Genomic DNA, 21,839 nt, shown 5'->3' with positions numbered 1-21,839 from the left:
AACAACTATATCTTTAATATGCAATAAATTATTCACAGCCGGAACTAATAGTTTCGGCGAATGAATAGGTTTCACGGAGTTTAGGAATGAAAAACAGAAACATATTTAGAGTGATCGCGATCGTAGCGTTTTGTCTCAGCTTGTTACCGGTAGGTTTGTTCGCAGAAGAGGATGATCATTTCATCCAACCGGACGACTATTTTGTTTCCAGGGAAGAATATAACGATCAAACTTATATCAACGTATATATCGCTAAGGAAATGACCCCAGCTTCTCCTACGAAAACAAAAGGAGAAGGCGAATTTCTACAAGTGACTGACGGTAAGAAGTATTGGACCAAAAACTTTTATATGACCCGACTTGCTACTGACAAGGATCTAAAGCTGGGAGTAAAAGTGATCATGTTTGACATGGGAACGGAAGACGGATACAGAGCTCCTGAATCGAAAGAAGAAGCTATGACTGGAAACTGGTTCATGGCAAAAATTACCGATACTTCTGATCTGTTTAAGGGAATTATTACCGTTTCCGGAGGATATAAGATCCAAAAGAATAATATAAGAGTGATCGTGCCCAAAGCGACTGTTACGCCTAAAGGCGGAAAATAATATTAAAGAAACCGAATTCTATTTTTGAAAACAGAATTCTGAAAGCCCCCATCTTCGGGGGCTTTTTTATTTGAGTTCAGACTTTTAGTCTTTTGTAAACTACGTATAGTCCTGATAAAAAGAGTATGGGAGTGATCCAACTCGCAAGCCAGATTGGGATGACTTCGTTTTCTCCCAAAGATTTGAAAGAAGGATCCATGATCATATAAAGAAGAGCTACGCTGATACTTACTCCAAGAGAAGATACGATCGCCATTCTTTTGGTAAAAAATCCGCTGGCACATCCAACCAATGTTAAGACCACGATCAACAAAGGTTCTGCAAACAATGTATGTTTTGCTATATCCACGTCTCCGTAAGATAATCCTTTACGAATGCGATTTTCCTTTTCTTCGGAAAGTTCGAAGAAGTTCATCTCTTCGACAGAACCTTTTAATTTTTTGAAATAGTCGGGCTTTTCCGGGAGTGTGTATTCCTTCTCCGCGAACTTTTGCACGGAGACTACCTGTAGATCATCGTCGAATTTTGTTTCTTCTACACTTTTTAAGATCCAAACTTGCTTTTGGTAATCGAATTTTGCTCTTTGTGCCACCAAAAGATAATCAGGAGTTTGCTCCTGGGTTAGGCAGATATAATTAAATCCGCCTTTGATCTCTTCTTCCTTAGTATCGTAATAGTAAATATAATAAAAACCTTCTTGGCCTTTAAAATGTTTTTGGTAGACGACACCGACTAACGTGTTTTGGTCCCCTTCTTTCAACATTTTATGTTCTTCGTTTGCCCTTGCATTTAAAGGTGCTACTACGGTTTGTTTTAAGAAGAATGCCGCAAACCAAAGAACACAACTGAATGCCACGATCGGTGCCACTATTCTTCTGAAAGAGATACCGGCAGCCATCATAGCCACCAATTCTTTATTCGCCGAAAATTGTCCGACGGTAAAGGAAACGGAGAAGAGTATGGCGATGTTCATGATGTACTGGATGAGCATCTGGGGAAGTCGGAATAGGATAAAAAGCCAACCGTGGATCTTTCCCCCTTTGGAGGAGGCCATGTCTCCCTTGATATCGCTGTAAGATGACATGAGGGCCAAAAATCCCAAAGTAATAAGGGCCCCGATAAATATTTTTATGAACTCGGAGAATACATACTTATCTAAGATCCTAGGAGGGAAAAATTCCTCCTTTAGTCTATGGATCCATTCTTTGGGACGGATTTCGGGAAGACTGAATTGCATTCCGAATCCATCATCAAAAGGCCGAGCGATTCCTACGAACCATTTATTTGGGTTGACGATCTTGGCTCCCGAGGGAAGATTCCTCGGTTACAGGAGGAGATCATGAAAAAAAGCGCCATTACGCTAGCAATACTCGCCACCCTTATTTTTACAGTTTCGGTTTCTGCCGAAAAAAGTACGGAAGATCATATCAAGGCACTCTCCAGCGGATCCGATCAGGAAAAAATCGAAGCTTCCCTTTATTTGGGAGATAAAAAAGAAAAGTCCGCAGTTCCAGAATTGATCAATCTTCTGAACCGTTCCAACGATCCTAAAGTTGCAGTTCCTGCTGGGATCGCTTTGGGTCAGATCGGAGAGGCTGGTGATTCCACTATCGCTCTGAAAAACAAAGTGATCAGCTCTGATAACGGAGACATAGTTTACACTGCTCTTGTTTCTATCCTGAATATCGTGATCAAAAATGAGAAGGCGGAAGACGCTGCGAAAGAAGCTCTTGAATTTGCGGATAAAAACCGTAGATCCGATGAGTTCGTTTCCGATTTCTTAAACGTTCTCACTAAAAAACTGAAGGGTTAATCCTTTTCTCGGATGTTGAGTCCGGAAGAACTGAGCCGCTATTCTCGTAATATTCTTCTAAACGAAGTTAAGAGGGCGGGTCAGGAGAAACTCAAAAATTCCGTAGTTACGGTAATCGGAGCCGGGGGTCTTGGATCTCCGGCTTTGTTGTATTTAGGGGCTGCCGGAGTTGGAAATATCCGGATCATAGACTCCGATGTCCTAGACACTACTAATCTGCAAAGACAAATCATATTCAAACATTCTGATATAGGAAGATCCAAATCGGATGCTTCTTCAGAGAACCTTAGATCTTTAAATCCTTATATAAGGGTAGAAGGTATACAGGCTAGACTTACCGCCGAGAATGCAAAAGATCTACTCAGTGGATCCGATCTAGTTTTAGAAGGTTCAGATAATTTCGACACCAAGTTCTTGGCAAACGATATCTGTGTAGCAGAAAAGATCCCATTTATCACTGCAGGTGTACTTCGTTTTGAAGGAATGGTGATGGGAGTTCGTCCCGGAAAGGATGCCTGCTTTAGATGTGTGTATGAGAGTCCTCCTCCTCCGGAACATGTGCCTTCTTGTGCGGATGCAGGAGTGATCGGTAGTATGGCAGGAATGATCGGTAGCATCCAAGCGACGGAAAGTATTCAATTTTTATTAAGTGATTCGGAAAGAGATTCAGGTTTATTCGGCAGGATTTTACAAGTAGATTCCAAATCTATGGAGTTCAGGACTATCTCCACAGTCAGACGTAAGGATTGTTTTGTCTGCGGTTCGCTTCACTGAGTTTCTTTTTTAGAGAAGTCTAAAGAATATCCCGCTCCTATATAGATCGCCTTTGCAGTTGAATTTCCTGCAAGTCCTTGGGTCAAAGATTGGATCAATTCTGTGTTTACTAAGGCGTCTAGGGGACTTCCGTTTAGATCTAGGTCTCCGCCTAAATGTTCCATTTTATAAGTGAGTTTAGAATATTGGAACCCCGTCCAAAAGAAGATCGAATCTTTCCAATGATAGATTAACTTTCCTGAGATAGATTGTGAATCGACTTTCCATTGGTTATTCAATGCTGCTCTTTCTTCGAAAAAACTTCCCACAAGGTAGGCGATCTGGTCCCTTGTATAAATTGAATTTCCATGTAAGAATTGTTTTTGGAATTCCCACCTAGTTTCCCATTTTTCCTTCCATTTGTATTCTATGGCCGCTCCAACCGAAGGCCCGCTGAGATAATCGCTGAAACTCACTCCATATTTTATGGTCCAATCTACTGCGTTCGAATTTGCAGGATCTTTTGGAGAAATTTCGTAAGTAGAATCGTCTTTTCCCTTCTGCCATACTTTATGATACCCTAATATAGGTCGGACTTCTAATCCGGATTTAGAATATACTGTATAGGAAATTTGAGCGTTTATCTGTTTGTAACTGATAGTATGATAAGGAACTCCCGGCGTAAATGCTGCCTGCGATACTGTTGTCCCGGAAAGGTCCGGATATACAATATTTCCGAAATTATTTACCGATTCCAAGGAGTTTAGATGAGATCCGCCGAGTTCTGCGATAATACGTTTCCAAGTATATCTTAGGTTTATAGTTTTTGCGTCTGAAACTTTTCGATCCGGAGAATTATAGAAAAATCCGCCGCCACCTCCTAAAATCGTGCCATATTGTTCCACACTTCTGTGAAAGTTTGCAACCTGGCTTTCGTAACTGCTTCTCCCTATACCTGCTAAAACTTCGAAACGATGACGATCTGAAAGATTAGAGCGGACTTTTTCTTGGGAAACTTTTGACTCTTTCTCTTTTTTAAGATTTTCTTCTTCTAACTTCTTTTGCCTTTCCTCTTCTTCTGCCTTTAATTTTGCCTCGAGTGCCGGGTCCGGTTTTTCGACCTTTTCTTGTTTAGGAGCTTCTTTTATATCAGGATTTTTGAATGTAATTCTGCGTATCGAGGATTTTAGTATTTCTTCTTCTTTTCCTTCTGTACTTTTGAATCTGATTTTGAATGCGCTTTGGTGAAGTACTTCCCCTTTCAAGATCCTTCCATCTTTCATGTACACATATTGGGTTTCGGCGAAAATATTTATGGGGAAGAGGGCAAGTAAGCTTAAAACGAAAATTCGTTTCAGATAAAACATAGTCAGAGAGATTAGACGTGTTTATTTGTTAAAGTCGTACGAGTAGGTTGCGCCGATTTGGATTGTGGTTGCTTTTGTTTCTTTGAGTGCGCCAGGACCGACTAAAGACTCGAATAGTAGTTTTCCTAGTATATAATTTTGCGGATCCGCTCCTGAACCTTCATTGCCCACGCTCAAAGCGGATTCAGACATTGTATAAGTCCAACTCATACTATTTAACCCCATCCAAAAGCTGACTCCGTATTTCCATGGATATAAAATTTTCAAATCTATGATCGCTCCCTTAGCGACCCATTTATTGTATTCGTCGATATCCTCTGCTTGGGTCTGAGCGCTTGCAGGTGCATAAGCATTCAGTTGTCGATCGTAAGTTCCATAGCCTTTCATTTGGAGAATATGTAATCCTGTGCGGATCTCGAATTTTTCAAATTTAATATCGTATTGGATCCCGTAGGAGAAACCTTTTAAACCTTCTGCAACGGAAGTAGGATCAGTTCCGAAATATTGATCTGAAAATAATGGAGCCACTCCCGTCCCGAATGCTAACGCGTTTGAATTGTCCGTCTTTGTCCAGAACTGGTGGTACCCAATCACAGGACGGATATCGTATTTAGGATGCGGATATACTGAGTAGGAGAAATTTCCGTAAACATGTTTCATAGAAACATCATAGCTGCCGTGGATTAATTTTGGGAATGTTCCACTGCTCGGACCGTCTACTCCGATAATATTTTGGGTGGCAGAGGATGTTACGGAACTTGCACCCACCTCTCCTACAAAACGATTCCAAGAATATCTAACTTCGAAAGAGCTAGCCTTTCCGCTTTTAGGTTTTGGTTCTATCGGGTATTCGAATTTGCCGCTGTCTTGGCCAAGAGAACTTCCGACCGCAATCACATGGTCGTAAAAATTTGCACCTTGGAAGTTAACGGTTCCGGATCCGGTGCCCAAAAATAGTTCTAAACGATTTCGTTTTGCTTCTTCGATCTGTTTTTTTCTTTTTTCAGTCTTCTCGTCTAGGACTGCTTGCTTTTTGGAATCTTCTTCCTGTTGTTTCGCAATTTCTTCCGGAGTGGGCGTAGGAGGTCCGACAGGAGTTTTGTCTTTAGGTTCCGGGGTCTTTGCTTCTTTAAATGCTACTCTTTTGATATCTTGTTTTGAAATTTCTTTCGTGGAACCGTCAGGCAGTTTGATCACCATCTTGAATGCTGTTTGGGAAATGATCTCTGCAGTGATCACTCTTCCGTCTTTCATGTAGATGACCTGGTCGTTTGAATGGACGGAAGTTAGGGAGAAGACCATACATCCGAAGAAGATTGCCGCTCTTACCTTATTTTTTAGTCTTCGCATTCCAGATCCGGCTCCATTCAGTTTTGAATTCTGGGAAAGAATCCTTGGAATGAAAGCAAGATTCAAGCAATAAATTGACACGCCTGAGAACTAAGAGCGGTTATCGTATAACAAATACTACATTAGCAAAATACAGTTCGGTTAATAATTTTCCTCGGGTCCGAAGTTCAATGTTTTGGAAACTCCGAATTGTATCGAAGTCGCCCTACTTGTGGCATTTATTGTTTGAGCCACGAGCTTTTGACTGAAATTCCAACTTACAAGTTCGGATAAAGTAGGAGGATCAGAATCCAAAGAAAGCGTGATCGGAAAACTACCGTCTTGTAAGGAGTAATTCCATTGGTAAGAATCATATTTGATAAAAAATCCGATCCCCATTTTCCAAAAATAACTCAGCTTTAACGATGCGTGAGTTCCTTTTGCCTTCCAATCAAAACTGTAATCTGCAGGTAATACAAACAGAGTGTAAGGAGGAGCTAAAAATATTGCTGTATAATCTTGGTGGATGGATTGGGAACCTTTCATGGTTAAGGATTCGAATTCGGACCTTATTTCGAATTTAGATCCGAACAAATATGCAAAACCTAATCCGGCAGAAGTCCCACTCAAACTTTCGGAAGCTTGAAAGTTAGATTTCCCACCTACGCTATCTGACTGAAATACCTGCGAATTTGAATCCTTTGTTCTATTCCAAGTTCGGATATAACCTACGCTCGGATACAACTCGAAATTGGATTTGGAAAGTGCAGAATAAGATCCTTTAAAGAAAGCCGCCTTCATTTGTTCCGGATAGGATCCGTAAACCACTATCGGCTCTGCTTCCGATCCGATATTCTTAGAACTTGTAGAAGTATTAGTTTCCATTCCACCGGCTTCTACAGAGAATTTTTTGAACTTATAATTGATCCCTGCAGAGACAGATGTGCCTGCGGTGCGGTTCGGGCTCCCAGCTAGATAGAAAGGAGTCGCATCTATAAATAAACTTCTGATGTTCTGGTACTTATAATAAAAATCTATGGTCTGAGGGGAGAAGGTTCCATTTCCGGCGCCTAAGTAGAAATCTATATAATGTCTTTCTAATGGATTTCTGACCACTCTTTTGGCTTCTTTCAGGACAGGAGGAGGGGATACAATTTCCGGTTCTTGCTTTTTGGGCTCCTGTTTTTCTACAGGGATTACCGGTGTTTCTGTCTTTTTAGGCTCTTCTTTTTGAGGTTCTCTATACGCGATCCTGAGTATGTTTTCTTTTTGGATACGTCTTGTTTCTCCGCTCTGCAATTTCAGATCGATATGGGTCGCGGTTTGGTTTGTGACATCTCCATGTAATACTTGGCCGTTACGCAAATATACGGTTTGGGGTTCCGCAAACAGAACTATCGGTAGGAATATTAAGAATAGAAATAGGATCTTGGATTTCATTCAACCTTCTTCATTAACCGTTTAATATTTTAATCAAAAATTTATTTCTATTCACTACTTTCCTACCTATATAAAGGAAAGAGGAAAGAATCATACTATTTTTTGGAGAAAGAGAAAGTCTTTTTATTCAGTTAGATGAAACTGCGAACGGAGCTTATCAGCTCGGATTCATTTTCCAGAACGGTTTCTAATCTTAGATAGAACCATTTGGAAAAATTCTTATCGGTCCCGATAAGTGAAGAGATCTTTACCCCATCTTTTTCCGTGCAGATAATATAATCTTGATTGGAAGCTTTTTCGGAGATCTGGGTTAGATCTTCTTTCGTATATGAATAATGGTCCGGATAGGATTTCGTTTTTAGCTCGGAAGGATTTTGTTCTTTTAAGGAAGAATAAAACGAACCTGGATTTCCCAAACCTGCAAAACTAAATACCGATTTTCCAGTTAATTCTGCGACGGATGTTTCAGATGATCCGGAGGAAAGTGGAACCAATACTTTAGGAGAAAATCTAAATCTTAAGGTCCGAGAAGGCTTGTATTTATTGATCCATTTAGAAAGTAAACCTTCGTATTCTTCCGAAAATTTGGAAGCTACTAAAAAATTTGCTCTGGAAACGGAAGCATAAGATTCTCTTAATAAGCCCAAAGGAAGTAGAAATTCCTTTTTGGAAAGTTTCGTACAATCCAATAAAACTAAATCCAAGTCCCTGTTTAAAGTATGATGTTGGAATCCATCGTCGAGTAATGTAAATACCTTTTGATCGTTTTGTATTTTGTTCTCTGATCTGAATTGTAGATAGGAGTCGTATCTGTTCCTTCCTACATATATTTCTGCAAAAGGAAGATTCTTTTTTAAAAGAAGAGGTTCGTCCCCGACTTCGGAGGGAGAAGAATTTTCGGTCACTCTCCTAATTCCTGTTCCGGACGAGCCGTATCCTCTGCTTAAAATTACGATCGGGATATTTGGAAAATTAAAATGGAGTAACTTTGCTAGATGAAGAGTGAAAGGTGTTTTGCCTGTTCCACCTACACTAAAATTCCCGACACTGATCGTTATGGAAGAAGGAAGGTCCCTTTCTTTCTTAAAACTTCTATCTAAAAAAAATAAGATCCTATAAACCAGAGTAAGTAAAAATAAGATCGGAAAAAAGAGGATCTTTCCAACAGAAATCATATTCTTTTTTCTTAAACCGGAGTTTCTGCGAATTGCATCTCGTATAATTTCTTATACTTTCCATCGAGGCGTATCAACTCAGAATGAGATCCGGATTCTACTACCTTTCCGCCTTCCATAGTAAAAATAGTATCTGCGATCTGAACTGTGGAAAGTCTATGAGCGATGATGATAACTGTTCTATTTTTGTATAAGGACTCAAGAGCTTGTTGGACCACTCTTTCCGATTCGGTATCTAATGCAGAAGTGGCCTCATCCAAGATCAAGACTTCCGGGTTATTCAATAAGGCTCTTGCAATGGAGATCCTTTGTCTTTGACCTCCGGACAACATCACTCCTCTTTCTCCTACTACTGTATCGAAGCCATCTTCGAAAGAAAGAATGAAGTCGGTAGCAAATGCAAGTTCTGAAACTTCTCTCATTCTTTCTTCGGTAACGTTTTCCGTTCCGTAGCAGATATTCTCTCGGATGCTTCCGTTGAATAAGAATACCTGTTGGTTCACAATGGAGATCTTTTTTCGTAAAGATGCTATGTCTAAATTTCTGAGATCCGTTCCATCCCAAGTAATCGATCCTTCAGTTGGATCGATCAATCTTGGCACAAGATCTACCAATGTGGATTTTCCTGCACCGGAAGAACCGACTAACGCAATTGTGGATCCTTTTTGTATGGAAAGATTTAAGTCGGCCAATGCCGGGCTCTTCGCTCCTGGGTAAGTGTATCCTACCGAATCAAATTTTAATTCTTTAGAAAGTCTCTTAGGATAGATAGGGTTCGGAGAATTTCTAACGTCCGTTTCACTATCCAACATTTCGAAAACCCTGGTTCCTGCAGCCACAGCACTTTGGATGGAGTTGGATAACATTCCCATCTGTTTGAAAGGCCTAGTTAAAAATACCAAAGTTAAGAAGAAGATCATAAAATGACCTAAGGTTAATTTTTGGAGTTCGATCAAATAAGCTCCGAATGCCAAAAATATTACCGCGACGATAGAACTAGAAAGTTCCACTAACGAAGGACCGATCTGATGATAGAAATGTCCTTTGAATGTTTTTTCGGAAAGATCGTTATTAATCTCCCAAAACCTTCCCGCCTCCGTTTTTTCCATGGAAAATGCGCGGATGACCCGAATACCAGAGATCACTTCTTGCAAATGACCGTTTAACGCGGACAATCTTTCTTGTTGGTTGCGAGTCGCCTTTCGTATCCTATCCGCAAAAGAAGTCACAGGACCCATGATCAATGGAACCACAACCAAGACCGCGACAAACATCTCCCAACTTAAGATAAGAAGAATGAGTAAATGTGTGAGTATGTAGAAAAAATCTACGATTGCATCTTTGAGATCCGAGCTGATCAATTTTGCCAGAACTTCTACATCGTTTACGATGCGGCTCATAAAGATCCCTGTCTTCTCTTGTACGAAATGATTGAGTGGAAGTTCTTGCGCCTTAGAATAAAGCTCTAAACGTAGATCTCGGACCGCTAAATAACCGCCCGAGTTGATGCAGTACACAGCGCCTGTTAAAAATAAAAGTTTTGCCAGATAGATGGGAAAGATGAATAAACAAAAAAGTAAAACGAGCTGATCTTTAGGAAGAGTGGTCAGATAGTAGTTTGTCTTGATCTTAATATCTGCGACTAGAACTTCTATCTTTTGAATGGCTTCTAATTCTTTTCCTTCTTCCCTGTCTTTGAATGCGATACTTTCTTTTTTGGTGAGTAAAATTTGAAAGTCGGCCTTTCCGCCTTTTCCGATCGCGTTGAAAATCGGAATAACGCTAGTGAGAGAGGCTCCATTTAGTATGGATACAAAAAAGGATAGTACGATCCCGGTGATTAATCTGTATTTATACTTGAAGGAATACCCCAAGAGGCGTCTATAGACGTTCATAGGTCCGGAATGTTTTATCCTAGATTTCTAGACTCGGTCTCGTCCCGGTTTCAGGTCGGACCGAAACCGACTCTTACCTTTTCTCTGACTTTCCTTCTTTTGTCCCTTCTTTTTTATGATTGCGGAAAAGTGGAGAGAAGTCCCGAAAAACTCGTATTTTCCCTGCCTTCCGATCCGATCTCATTGGATCCGATCCGATCTACGGACCTATCTTCCAGAATTGTTCTAAAATATATCTACCCAAGACTTTTTGAAATAAACGGAGAAGGTCAGGTCCTTACTTCTTTAGCAAGATCGTACAAGCTAGCAGAAGGTCCTTCTTCCAAGATCAGAAGATTGATCTTGGAGATCCGCATTGATCCAAAATCGAATGTAAATGCACAAACGGTCTTAGGTTCTTTGGAAAGATTAAGAAGTATTCCCGGGCCAAGAAAGAGCACGTATTCATTTTTAAAAGGTGGAAAGGTTCTCTCCGATTCCAGTTTGGAAATTTATTTCGAAGGCGGGCTTAGAGAAACTTTAGAAAAACTTTCTTTGCCTCAGGCTTGGATCTATTGTGGTTCGCCTGAATTGCCTTGCGGAGATTTCAGATTAACGGAATGGAAGAGGAATAATTATCTTAGATTAGTTGCAAATCATCCCAACGAATTGGGCTCCGAGATATTATTTAGAGTTCTTCCACAAGCAAGTACAGGATTGTATTTATATTTCAAAGACGAATTGGATCTGATGAAATTGCCTGTATTCCTTCTCAAAAATTCCTTAGTAAAAGAAGATCATATCTCGGTTCGAAAAGGAGGTGGGGTCCAATATGTTGCGATCAACGCTAAAGATCCCTGCTTTGACAAGAACTTTAGAAAAGCATTAAATTACTCTGTAGATAAACGAACCATCATCCGGGTTTTATTAGAAGGAAAGGGGGAAGTTTCCGTAGGACCATTCCCAAAATCCATTTCGGAAAGCTGGACATCTTCGGAAGAAATTTATCCTTATGATCTTTCAAGGGCTAAGGAATTACTTTCTAAATCGGCATGTTATCCTAAAATTTTAGAAAGAGAATTGGAATTTAGGATGAGAGGGGACGAGGAGAACCAAGCAAACGGCGCCGCCATCGTCCAAAATCTAAAAGAGTTAGGATTAAAGATCAAAATCCTTCCGATGGAAAAGGCTGCCTTATACAAAGAAAATGGAGAAGGAAAAGGAGATCTAACGTTATTATTTTGGTATGCGGATCTTCCCGGGCCTTTTGCATTTTTAGATCCATTGTTTGCAGGAGATAGATTTGGGAACGGAGGAAATAGAGCCTTCTATTCTAATCCCAAAATGGAAAAAATTTTTCAAGAGATCCGATCTACCGACAAAACGGATATAAGTCCACAGATCCAAGAAGCATTTTCACTTTTAGGCGAAGATGCTCCTTGGATCTTTTTGTGGTCCCCTTACGAACTATATCTGATCGGGGACCGTTTGCTCAAAGATCCTAATCGTCGTTCGGATCTTCCTTAGTTTCAGGAAGCTCTAATTCTACTGCGTCTTCTCCGGAAAGTGCTTCTTCGGAACTGTTTGTAGAAGTAGCTCCTTCTGTTTGGGTAACCGTAGGAGCAGTCGCGCCACCGCCAGGTTGGTCTCCCACGTAATAGTACTGTCCGTAAAGAGGATGTTTACATTCTGCTTCGTTGGATAAAAGTCCACCGGTTTCCGCGCAGATATCCACTTTCACATAATCTCCATTAAACGGAGTGATGAGACTATCACTAAAACCTAATGTTCTGGCAACATGAGAAACATATCTAAACCAGATAGAACCGCTTGTGCCCGAACCGGAGCCGGGGAATGGAGCGCCTAGATCGTTGCCTACCCAAACCGCGGTGACTAAATTCGGATTCACACCTGCAAACCAAACGTCTCGTACTCCTTTTCTGGAGCCCCAACGTTTTTGTGCTTCTTTAGGAGATTGGACTGTTCCTGTCTTTCCTCCTAGTGGAAATTTTTCCCCATCTTTTAATGCGATCTTGAGTGTACCTTCTTCCGAAACGACTGCCTCCAATAAGTTTAATGTCATGGCGCAGGCTACAGGATCTAAAATTTGCTCCGCTTCTTTTGGATCAGGAAGAAGGTTTACATAAAGTTCTGATCCTTCGAAGTCAGTGATCCTCAGGATCTCCACCGGTTTTACTTTTTTGCCGTTATTTGCGATCGTTGCATATACTGTTGCCAATTCTTTGGGAGATAATTCTCCGGAACCGAGTGCTAATGTAAGATTGTGTTGGAACCTTCTGCTCAATTCGGAACTGTCCAGATCCAAAATTTTTCCTAAGGTATGGATAAAATCACCCACACCTATCTCGTCCATAAACTTGACTGCGATCGTGTTTACAGACTGAGCGAATGCAGTTCGGACCTGCATTGCACCTCTGTGACCTTTATACCAGTTTTTAGGAGCGTAACCTCTAATCTTGATCGGCTCATCCACAACGATGGAAGTCGGAGTCGCGATCCTTTTTTCGAATGCCATCAGATACACAAGCCCTTTGATCACAGAGCCGGGTTGTCTAACAGCGGAAACTGCACGGTTGAGCCTGAATATATTAGAAATTTTGTAACTTCCAACCATCGCTTCTACATATCCGTTTGTAGGATTGATGGAGATCAAACTTCCGTTCATATTTTCGATGATCTTGTTTTGTTTGGAAGCTTCTTCAGTTTTGCCTGCTTTTAAATAGTTTGCTTTATCTTCGGAAAGTTTTTTGCGAACTGCTTCAATTCCTTCCCTGAGAGAGCGTTCTGCCGCTTCTTGTTTATCATAATCTAATGTGGTATACACGTTCATACCACGGCTTTCCAGATCTATTTCTGAAAAATTTTCGATTACGAACTGGCGGACTCCGAAATTAAAATCGGATGCCAAATTAATAGTAAAATCCTTATCGAATCCGTATTTTCCTATTTCGGAAGTAATGACAACTTTATCCTCTTCTTCCTTGGTCTCTTCGACCACATAAAAGGATCTGAACTTGCGGATATTCGCATCTACCTTCTTCTCGAAATCTCTTTCAATCGATTTAGGATTTGGATGAAGGTTTTGGTTTTTACCCATAACGGTCATTACCATCTTCTGTCTTTTGAGAGCTATCTTAGGATTTCGAACGGCATTATAGTTAGAAGGAGCCGGAATTGTTCCAACAAGCAGGGCCGCTTCCGCTGGAGTCAATTCATATGCAGGTTTATTAAAGTAATAACGAGAAGCTTCTTCTACTCCTGTATTTCCTTCTCCTAAAAAGATACGATTTAGATACATTGCAAGGATTGTATTCTTATCAAACTTGCTCTCCAAATAGAATGTACAATAAAACTCAGTGAGCTTATTGAATACGTTGCGGGCTCCCAGATCCAAAGTAAGTTTTGCCAACTGTTGGGTAAGAGTGGAGCCTCCCTGCTTCTGGAAAGTAGTCAGGTTGACAATGATCGCTCTAAGTAAAGCGGTAAAATTCACACCATTGTGTTCGTAAAAATCCCTATCCTCGGAACTGAGTAGAGCCCATATTATATTTCCATGATTTGCTAAATTATCCGTACGGATGGGTCTGAATTTTCTGCGAGAAAATTCTCCGATCAATTTACCGTTTTTGTCCAGGATGCGGATCGGTTTGATCTCGTTTGGATCGTACGCATCTGAAACTTCTCTCTGGAAAGTTTCTAAATTGCGGGCGACTTCTTCCTGTTTGGTGAGCCATACAACGTAAGATCCTCCGACCAAAAAGGAAAGGATTACAATCCCGGAAATGACCGAGTATTTAAGGATGGATCTCCAGTTTGTTTTAGAATATTGGAGGATAGAAGCTAAAATTCCAAGGATACGATCTTTGATGTTCATAAGGTCCGTCGGTAGGTTTTCCGCCGTAAGTTAGGGAAAGAAAAGGACTTTTTTTACGGATTTTTGTCCACATTCTACTCTCCTTATGTCGGCATGAAACATATCCGAAAGGATTAGAGAACGGACAAATAAAGAACGATTCTGGTAGACAGTTTCCAAAATCTCTGTCCAATAAAGTTTTGCTTTGGGTAACCGAAGAACTTAGGGATCAATGGAAGACCTGCCTTACAAAAAAGAAATTTCTCTGCGCCATCCTTCTTCTTTGCCTGCAAAGACGGAGATCTGGCCCAAGGTCAGACTATTCTTCGGAAGAGAAGGAATTCCTACAGATCTATCTCATCTTTACTTAAATGAGCACGGAGAATCCTGGGCCAATCTGGGCTATTGGGAAAACACAAAAGATTACGGCATAGCCTGTGCAAATCTTGCAGAACATTTGGGAAAATTAGCTGGGTTGGGTCCGGATTCTAAACTATTGGATCTTGGATTCGGCTGCGGAGATCAATTTAGGATTTGGGAAAATACGTTTGGAGTAAATGTTTCAAATATTTACGGGATCAATATCTCTAAGATACAGATCGAATTCACAAAAAGACGTTACGAGGGACGAACTAACTCTCCCAATTTAATTTTAGGAAGTGTAGAAGGTTTAGCGGAATTCGAGGACAAAACCTTTGATGTCGTTCTTGCCTTAGACAGTTTGTATTTTATACCAAATCGGAACAGATTGATCCAAGAAGTTTATAGAATTCTAAAGCCCGGAGGAGTATTCGTATCCGCAGAGATATTATTCTCCGATAGAAAAATTTCATATTGGGAAACTTTCAAAAGGAATTTGATCTCTAGAATGGCAAAGATGTCTTCCGATCTCAAAAAAGTAGAAGGGATCGTCTCCGAATATTCCGCCTTAGGATTCAATTTCGAAGTTTTGGAAAGAATAGATCCTTTCGTATTTCCCGGATTTTCCCAATTTATATTAGAAAAAATTAAATCGGAGAAAAAGATCCCAAAACGACTCGCAGGAAGATACGAAATGTTAGGTGAATACTTCGGCTCCGAAGCGATCAAAAAACATTTCGAATATTGGATCTATAAAGTCAGAAAGCCTGAATAGAATTTAAGATCTCAACGAACCTTCTACCCATCTTTTTACATCCAAAGAAGTGGAAACGCCTGCTTCTAAAAGTGGCATTCCATATTTAGCGTAAGAGCCGCAGAGCCATACTTTTTTGTCGGGAAGTTCCTGTAGACCTTTCAATTCTTCTAAGATCTTTCTAGACGCTATGTCGATCACAGGTCTTTCGAATTTGGATCTGCTGATAAAATCTTTTTCATTCGGTTCCACGAGTGGATTCCAGGTCTGGAAAATTGCCTTACCTTTCATAGAAGGAAGAACCTTGTTCAGAAGAATAGTAGCTGTTGCAGTAGAGCTGTCTCTTGAAAGTGAAAAACACATAGGAGCCCAATGTTTCTTATGTTTTGGCATAAACTTTTCGTCTGAATGGACTACAACTTCCGAAGCCTCGTATCTGAGTTTAGAGAGTAACGCCTTCTCTTTGGAATATTCGTTGGGAAGCATGGAGATGGCCTGGTTAGCTGGAGCGGCAACAATTACTCTGTCAAAAAGTTCTTCTCCATTCTCAAAGATCAGTTTTACTTTATCTTTTTCTAAAACGATTTTTTTAGGATCTGTGCTCAAACGAACCGAAGAAGCTCTTTTGGAAAGTTTTTCGGTAACGTCTCTGGTCCCTTTTTCCGGGGTTAAAAATCTTAGGAACTTCAATCCGCTGGAATGATAACCTATTACAACTTCTGCAGGGTAATTTTTAGCACTTTCGGAAGTACAAGTATTTATCGTGGAAAACATAGGGATCAAGTATAGATCCTCGAATTCCACAGAATAACCGAACCTACTTAAAAACTGAGAGATGGTAAGTTGCTCCCCATCTAATGATTGGAGTTCTCTTTCTGATTCTTCGTAAAAGCGGATCGCATCCGAAAAAATACGTCTGGAGGTTTTATTGGAAAAACAAACCCAATATGGGATCGGAACAAAATTGCCTCCGATGCCTAAGGTGGAAAAACCGAAATAAGTAGTGCCATCTCCGTAGTTTAAGGAAAACGAATAATCTACCGGCCTTACTTCGATGCCTGCTTCTTGGTATAGATCTAAAAGGCAGGGATAATAATTACGTTTGAACGCTCTAAAGGGAACGTCTACTCGGATAGAATGTCCGTTGGAGAAAAGATCGGTACCGTGAGCATCCATACCGACCAGAGGTTGTTTTTCTAAAAGGGAGACTTCATGTTCTTTGCCCAAGTACCAAGATGCGCTTAAGCCCGCGATGCCACTACCGATGACCGCTATTTTCATTCCGGGTTAGAATCCTTTTTTAAAACAAAAATACAAGGTAAAACCTGAATTTAAGGAAGGAATGCTACAAAAAAGGAACCGAACGAATTCAGTCCACGATCTGTAACACAACTCTTCTATTCTTTTGACGGTCGCCAGCGTTGTCATTGGAAGAAATCGGTTGGCTATCCCCGAAACCTTGGGTCCGAACTCTCATGCTGTTTATTCCATGTTTGGAGATCAAATAATCTGCCACTGCTTTTGCTCTGTTTTCGGAAAGTTCCAGGTTATGTTCTTTTTTGCCGACGTTGTCAGTATGACCTTCGACAGAGATTTTGAGTTTAGGATTCGATTTTAAAAAATTCGCCAAACGGTCCAACTCCGGTTCAGAATCCTTGGAGATCTCGGACTTGTTTGTCTCAAAAAATAAATTGTTCAGAAGAATTTGTCTGCCCACAGCCAATGTAGGAAGACGGAATTCTACATCTAATTTTGCATCTTCTTGTTTGGATTCCGTAAGATCTATATTTCGAGAAACGGAAAGATAACCGGGTCTCTCCGCATAAAAACCGTATTTTTCGCCGTAAGGAAGAACTAAGCTAAAGGAGCCGGTTTTGGAATCGCTCTTAGCGCTTCCTCTTTTTTCCAAACGTGTTAAGGATTCATAATGTATTTCGGCGCCTAATGGATTTCCTTCTTCGTCCAAAACTTTACCGTTGATCACCACAACAGGATTTGGGCGGAAATCTCGCGGAAGATAGGCCATATAAAGTTGACCCTCTTTGCTTACATAAGCCCAGTCGCTATTTACGGGAATAGAGAAGAAGTTTACACCTTTTAAGTTAGCCGAAACTTCTATAGGTTTGGTCCAATTATCCCAACCGTCTCCAATTCTTTTAGTCACATACACGGAAAGACCCTTATGACCGTCGCTGCAGAAATAAAGAGTCCTATCGTCTCCCGCTAAAAAAGGAGCAGTTTCTTCGGAAGAAGTATTAACGATCTCACCTAAATTTTTACCTATCGCAAAAGAACCGTCTTCTTTTTGGATACTTACATACAGATCCAATTTGCCTTGAGAATCAGGTTGTTGGACTGAATAAATCAGGATCCTTCCGGAAGAAGAAAGAGTAGAACCTCCGAAAACTGAGGTGTTATTTTTCAAATATATATTCGAAAAATCAGGAAAGTTAATCGCTTTAGGATAGGACCAATTCCCTTTTTCTTTATAACTTTTATATAATGGAACAGTTGCCTTATTTTGAAGATTGGTTAGTTTTCGGAGATATTCATAGGCGAGCTGTTCTTCTTTCAGTCGGAATTCCATCTCGTCTCTGGTATTTCTTCTTAATTCTTCCTTTTTTTCTTGGAATTCGAATTGTATCTTACGCGTGGCCTCGTCGTCGCCGAAAGAACCGAAAACGAATAATTCATTATTGCTTGGAAGGACTGCAATTACTGCTGAGTTCAGGTCATTATTCAAAGGAGCAGGCATCTCTTTACCGTCTCGCCAAAAACCTTTATCGTCCTTCTCCGCAAACCAAATCCTTTGAGTGCCCGATTTACCTTTGCTGGAGTAAACAGTCCAAAAAATAGACTGTCCGTCAGGAGTCACAGTTGGATTAAAAGCGAAATAACCTCTGTTCACGTAATTCGGAATTCTTTTTAAGGTCCAATCCGCAAGTCCTTTGGATTCGGAAAAAGGATAAGTCTCATAACGTATTGGGTCACAATTTTCTCCCCGCATTTGGCAGAGAACACGGATGGTTTGGTTATGAAGTCTAGAAAGTTCAGGACTTAGATCGTTGGAAAGTACCTGGATGAACTCGTTTCCTGTGCCTAACATTCTACCGAATTGAAGAAGTTTACCTTCGATAATCCTTTCCTCTCCAAATAATCCAGTAGATGCCAGGAAAATGATCAAAAAAAGAGACGATGGAAAAGAACGGATCATAAATTTTATTTCGGTTTATTTTCAGTCGTACGGGAGACCATAAAAGGAAAAAATCACACGTTTAAATGTAGAACGTAGGCGAATTCGATTACATTGAGAGTTAAATGTGAAACGAATGCGCAGACGATACTTTGACTTTGGATCGTAAGGAATGCAAATGGTATTCCAACGAACATTGCTGTCATTAGCATGTACCAAAATCCACCAGTCCAGTGTAATAATCCGAAAAATAAAGAGGTAAGAAGAACACTTTTCAACCTACCATAATTGTGCAGAAGATTAGAAAGTGCGAAATTTCTGTATAGATTTTCTTCGATATAGGGAGCAAGAAGTACGTTCGCAATGAAAAAAATATAGATCTGCTTTCCAAAGACTTCCGCAGTTTCACCGGCCGGTATATAATCGCCTAATGTATTTTGCAAATATATTCGCGCGGGAGAAAGTAAATAGATATATAAACCGGCGATAATACATCCGGTCACGATGCCGATTAGAGATTGGATTTTCCAATCCGAATTGATCCAAGCGTCTTTGAATAGATGGAAAGATTCATGCCTGGTAGAACTTAATAATGTTGCAAATATCAAAAGTTGAACAATCAAAATTATAAGAGGAGTTTGGAACGAAACTTTTAATTCTATTTCGTTAGCTTGAATTCCTGTATAAGAATAATAAACAGCAAATACCGATATTACGATCAGGAACCATGTCGGGGCTAGGATCAGGTTCAACCATGTTTTATCAATGGATTTCATTACAACATAGTCATACTTACCTCTTCTACATCGACAATTTCTTTGGATTTAAGAAGGTAAGATAGGGATTTTTCCTAATCCCTATCTTATGGAGAAACGAAGATAAATATCAGTTGCAGCTACAGGCTGAGCCTTTTCCTCCTATAGATTGAGCATAATTATCCGCATCAGAAGAATAATCGAACTCTTTCAGAAGGCAAACATTGGAACCTCGAGCCGATTTCATCTGATCCAAAGTGCGGGAATCCGCTTCTATCTTACCGTCGGCGCAGAATACACTGTATTTCGTATTCGCTAGAACTTTTGAAGAAGAAAAAGCTAGGCCCAAAACCAAAATACTTCCACAGATCGCGATCCATAATTTGAACATAAATAAACTCCAAAACTAGAAAGGGAGAATACCTTCTTCTTAAACCCTTTCAATAAATTTTTAACTAAAAGAAAGGGTAAAGAAGTAACTTTTATGCGCAAAAGAAACCAGATCGATTGTTGGGCCTCCAACAACACGAATCATCTATAACTCAATATGTAAAAGTATAGGCCCAATAGATCAAAAGCAATTGCAGAGGAAGCCTTAAAAGTAGAGCCCAAGTAGGAGGATCTTTTCTGGTTCTGGATTGGAAATGATACACGTTAGCCGGAAATACTGCGATGAGAAGAAGGACTACTCCCCAGGCTGCCAAAACTTTGGTTTGAGGAAAGAAAAGCCCAAGTCCCAAAGCAATCTCAGCGATACCGCTCAGTTGAACCATAAGTTTATGATAAGGGATCCAAGGAGGCATGATCCTTAAATAAAATTTAGGGATCACAAAATGAAGAATGCCGGCGATCGTATAGATGGTCGCCATGATCCAGAGACTGATCGATTTAGCGTCTAGGTTTTCCATGGGAAACCATGATAAGATAACTAGGGCGACAAGGTCTGCCTTTTTTCTCTGTTTTTATTACGAAACCTTCTCTGTCTAGAGTGAGAAGACTTATTAGCGATTTTCAGGAAGGTGAGATATTTTTCTCTGGTGACGAAGGGACGACTTGTTTCTCGATGATCCGTACGAGGGCCGGGAAATTTCAGCATAGGCTATTCTCCTTGCCGGTAAATTTGCCAGCCATTATAGTAAAGGCAAAGAAAGTACAAGCGAAAAAAAGAATCTTAAAAAAATTCCGGAATAATTTTGAAGAAGGATTTGGGCGCGTCCCTTGCGTTGCAAGGGTCGGTCTTTTACGGACTCGCGGAGCCCCGCTCGGTCCTTCGGACCAAGTCCTGCAAAGACCTCGCGCATATTAGGTAAGGTTTATCTAAATAGATCATACGGGAAAAAGATAAGTTTTCATTTTGCCTTTACCTTTAATATCAAGTTCTCCTCGCAGTTCGAAAGTATAACGATTTTTTAATTTTTCGTAAACCGCTTCTGTAACCTGAATATGACCAGTGACACCATGCGATTCCATACGGCTTGCAGTATTGACGGTATCACCCCACAGATCGTATGCGAATTTGACTGTACCGATCACACCTGCAACTACAGGGCCTGTATGAATGCCGATGCGCAGAGCGAGTCCGTTATACTTTATGCTGAATTTTTCACGCATCAGATCCTGCATCTCGACTGCAAGTTTAAAGATCGCTTCGCAGTGATCACTACGTCTCTCGGGTAAGCCCGCCGCAACCATGTAGGCATCACCGATCGTCTTGATTTTTTCTAAACCAAGTCTCCGTGCTAAATCATCGAATTCGCGGAATACTTCGTCGAGCATTTGGACAACCTGATCCGGAGCCATTGTAGAAGACATTACTGTGAAACCGGCTATATCCGCAAAGAGAACGCTCGATTCTTCATAACGTTCAGCGATCACTCCATGGTCGAGTTTCAGCTGGGTAGCGATCGTTCTTGGGAGTATGTTTAGTAGCAGATTTTCGGACTTTTCCCGTTCATTTTCAATCTCATCGTCCGAATTGCGAATTTCTTTGGCGATGTCGAAAGAAATTCCAAGTGTAAATGCAATCAAACCGAAGTCGATTGTTCTGCGCAACCATTCAAGATAGAGAGACTCGAATGAAAGAATAGGAGGAAATAGCTGAAAATAAAATTCAAGGAACAAAAAGGAGAAAGTACAGTAAGCAATGATCGCATTACGTATTCTAGGATATTCATTTCCGCCGGAGAAGAATGCAGTTAAAATAACGGTCACTGTAAAAAGTCCTGTATGTGTGCCCGGTCCTCCTAAAAGTGAATAGACGATAATCAAAGTCTGAGACACAAGCATAAGTAGAACGTACGACAATCTGTAGAATCGATGAGAGTTCAATAAAATAGGCAAAAGAAGTAAAGGACTCTCAACCGATAATATGCTGAGTGTAATTTTGCTTTGTGGCCAGAAAAAGATCTGCAGTGGAATATTGCAAAAGATGAGAATGGCGGTTACGAGCGCTATGCGGTTGCGCAATTTGATTCCCTTTGCCTCCCGCCATCCTGTGCTGGAGTCTATACCTGCATTAGAAATTTTTTGTAATAAAAATTTCAT

The 21,839-nt window shown here is 40.5% G+C and carries 18 protein-coding genes; 5 read left to right on the top strand and 13 right to left on the bottom strand.

All coding sequences use genetic code 11. The annotated features are described in order from the left end of the window. The first annotated feature begins 86 nt into the window (after positions 1–86). Positions 87–608 carry a hypothetical protein gene (locus LPTSP_RS11950; RefSeq protein WP_108928965.1) on the top strand — a complete coding sequence of 174 codons (522 nt, stop codon included), beginning with the start codon at positions 87–89 and terminating at the stop codon, positions 606–608. A 76-nt stretch (positions 609–684) separates the two neighbouring features. Here the strand turns inward: LPTSP_RS11950 and LPTSP_RS11945 are convergent, their stop codons facing one another. After that, positions 685–1,845: an LptF/LptG family permease gene (locus tag LPTSP_RS11945; protein WP_108928964.1), complete on the bottom strand. Its 1,161-nt coding sequence runs from the start codon at positions 1,843–1,845 to the stop codon at positions 685–687. 102 nt (positions 1,846–1,947) lie between these two features. Here LPTSP_RS11945 and LPTSP_RS11940 point away from each other — a divergent pair, with 102 nt between their 5' ends. Then, positions 1,948–2,421, top strand: a complete 474-nt coding sequence (locus tag LPTSP_RS11940) for a HEAT repeat domain-containing protein (protein WP_108929893.1) — start codon at positions 1,948–1,950, stop codon at positions 2,419–2,421. A gap of 12 nt (positions 2,422–2,433) precedes the next feature. After that, the gene (locus tag LPTSP_RS11935; protein WP_108928963.1) at positions 2,434–3,195 is read left to right on the top strand and encodes a HesA/MoeB/ThiF family protein; all 762 of its coding nucleotides are present in this window, start codon (positions 2,434–2,436) and stop codon (positions 3,193–3,195) included. Here LPTSP_RS11935 and LPTSP_RS11930 read toward each other — a convergent pair. The 5 genes from LPTSP_RS11930 to LPTSP_RS11910 all read right to left on the bottom strand — a co-directional run bounded on the left by LPTSP_RS11930 (position 3,189) and on the right by LPTSP_RS11910 (position 10,380). Further along, positions 3,189–4,541, bottom strand: a complete 1,353-nt coding sequence (locus LPTSP_RS11930; RefSeq protein WP_439957011.1) for an LA_0442/LA_0875 N-terminal domain-containing protein — start codon at positions 4,539–4,541, stop codon at positions 3,189–3,191. The genes LPTSP_RS11935 and LPTSP_RS11930 overlap by 7 nt on opposite strands. 21 nt (positions 4,542–4,562) lie before the next feature. Next, positions 4,563–5,891 (bottom strand): LA_0442/LA_0875 N-terminal domain-containing protein, encoded by a 1,329-nt coding sequence (locus LPTSP_RS11925; protein WP_108929892.1) that lies wholly within the window; start codon positions 5,889–5,891, stop codon positions 4,563–4,565. A gap of 141 nt (positions 5,892–6,032) precedes the next feature. Further along, on the bottom strand, positions 6,033–7,310 hold the full coding sequence (locus tag LPTSP_RS11920) for an LA_0442/LA_0875 N-terminal domain-containing protein (RefSeq protein ID WP_108928961.1): 1,278 nt from the start codon (positions 7,308–7,310) through the stop codon (positions 6,033–6,035). 131 nt (positions 7,311–7,441) lie between these two features. Beyond that, positions 7,442–8,485 (bottom strand): tetraacyldisaccharide 4'-kinase, encoded by a 1,044-nt coding sequence (lpxK, locus tag LPTSP_RS11915; RefSeq protein WP_108928960.1) that lies wholly within the window; start codon positions 8,483–8,485, stop codon positions 7,442–7,444. Between the two features lie 11 nt (positions 8,486–8,496). After that, entirely contained in the window at positions 8,497–10,380 is a 1,884-nt protein-coding gene (locus tag LPTSP_RS11910) for an ABC transporter ATP-binding protein (protein ID WP_167396432.1), read from the bottom strand. A 9-nt stretch (positions 10,381–10,389) separates the two neighbouring features. Here LPTSP_RS11910 and LPTSP_RS11905 point away from each other — a divergent pair, with 9 nt between their 5' ends. Beyond that, entirely contained in the window at positions 10,390–11,886 is a 1,497-nt protein-coding gene (locus tag LPTSP_RS11905) for an ABC transporter substrate-binding protein (RefSeq protein ID WP_108928959.1), read from the top strand. Here the strand turns inward: LPTSP_RS11905 and LPTSP_RS11900 are convergent. After that, complete coding sequence (locus LPTSP_RS11900) at positions 11,861–14,254, bottom strand: transglycosylase domain-containing protein (RefSeq protein ID WP_108928958.1); 2,394 nt, start codon at positions 14,252–14,254, stop codon at positions 11,861–11,863. The genes LPTSP_RS11905 and LPTSP_RS11900 overlap by 26 nt on opposite strands. 211 nt (positions 14,255–14,465) lie before the next feature. Here LPTSP_RS11900 and LPTSP_RS11895 point away from each other — a divergent pair, with 211 nt between their 5' ends. Beyond that, on the top strand, positions 14,466–15,368 hold the full coding sequence (locus LPTSP_RS11895) for a class I SAM-dependent methyltransferase (protein WP_108928957.1): 903 nt from the start codon (positions 14,466–14,468) through the stop codon (positions 15,366–15,368). Positions 15,369–15,371: 3 nt separating this feature from the next. Here LPTSP_RS11895 and LPTSP_RS11890 read toward each other — a convergent pair whose 3' ends face one another. The 6 genes from LPTSP_RS11890 to LPTSP_RS11860 form a co-directional block, all read right to left on the bottom strand. Further along, a complete protein-coding gene (locus tag LPTSP_RS11890; protein WP_108928956.1) occupies positions 15,372–16,628 on the bottom strand; it encodes an FAD-dependent oxidoreductase in 1,257 nt (418 codons plus the stop codon). A gap of 88 nt (positions 16,629–16,716) precedes the next feature. Beyond that, positions 16,717–18,558, bottom strand: a complete 1,842-nt coding sequence (locus tag LPTSP_RS11885) for an OmpA family protein (RefSeq protein WP_439957021.1) — start codon at positions 18,556–18,558, stop codon at positions 16,717–16,719. 56 nt (positions 18,559–18,614) lie between these two features. Beyond that, positions 18,615–19,316, bottom strand: a complete 702-nt coding sequence (locus LPTSP_RS11880) for a CPBP family intramembrane glutamic endopeptidase (protein WP_108928954.1) — start codon at positions 19,314–19,316, stop codon at positions 18,615–18,617. Positions 19,317–19,425: 109 nt separating this feature from the next. Beyond that, positions 19,426–19,686, bottom strand: coding sequence for a hypothetical protein (locus tag LPTSP_RS11875; protein ID WP_108928953.1), 261 nt, complete (start codon positions 19,684–19,686; stop codon positions 19,426–19,428). Positions 19,687–19,837: 151 nt separating this feature from the next. Continuing rightward, complete coding sequence (locus LPTSP_RS11870; protein ID WP_108928952.1) at positions 19,838–20,203, bottom strand: DoxX family protein; 366 nt, start codon at positions 20,201–20,203, stop codon at positions 19,838–19,840. 418 nt (positions 20,204–20,621) lie between these two features. Further along, positions 20,622–21,839, bottom strand: a complete 1,218-nt coding sequence (locus tag LPTSP_RS11860; RefSeq protein ID WP_108928950.1) for an adenylate/guanylate cyclase domain-containing protein — start codon at positions 21,837–21,839, stop codon at positions 20,622–20,624.

The organism is Leptospira johnsonii (genome assembly GCF_003112675.1).
GTDB classification, from domain to species: domain Bacteria; phylum Spirochaetota; class Leptospiria; order Leptospirales; family Leptospiraceae; genus Leptospira_B; species Leptospira_B johnsonii.
The sequence above is the reverse complement of the archived record's forward strand: the minus strand, read 5'-3'. Positions and strand labels throughout refer to the sequence as shown.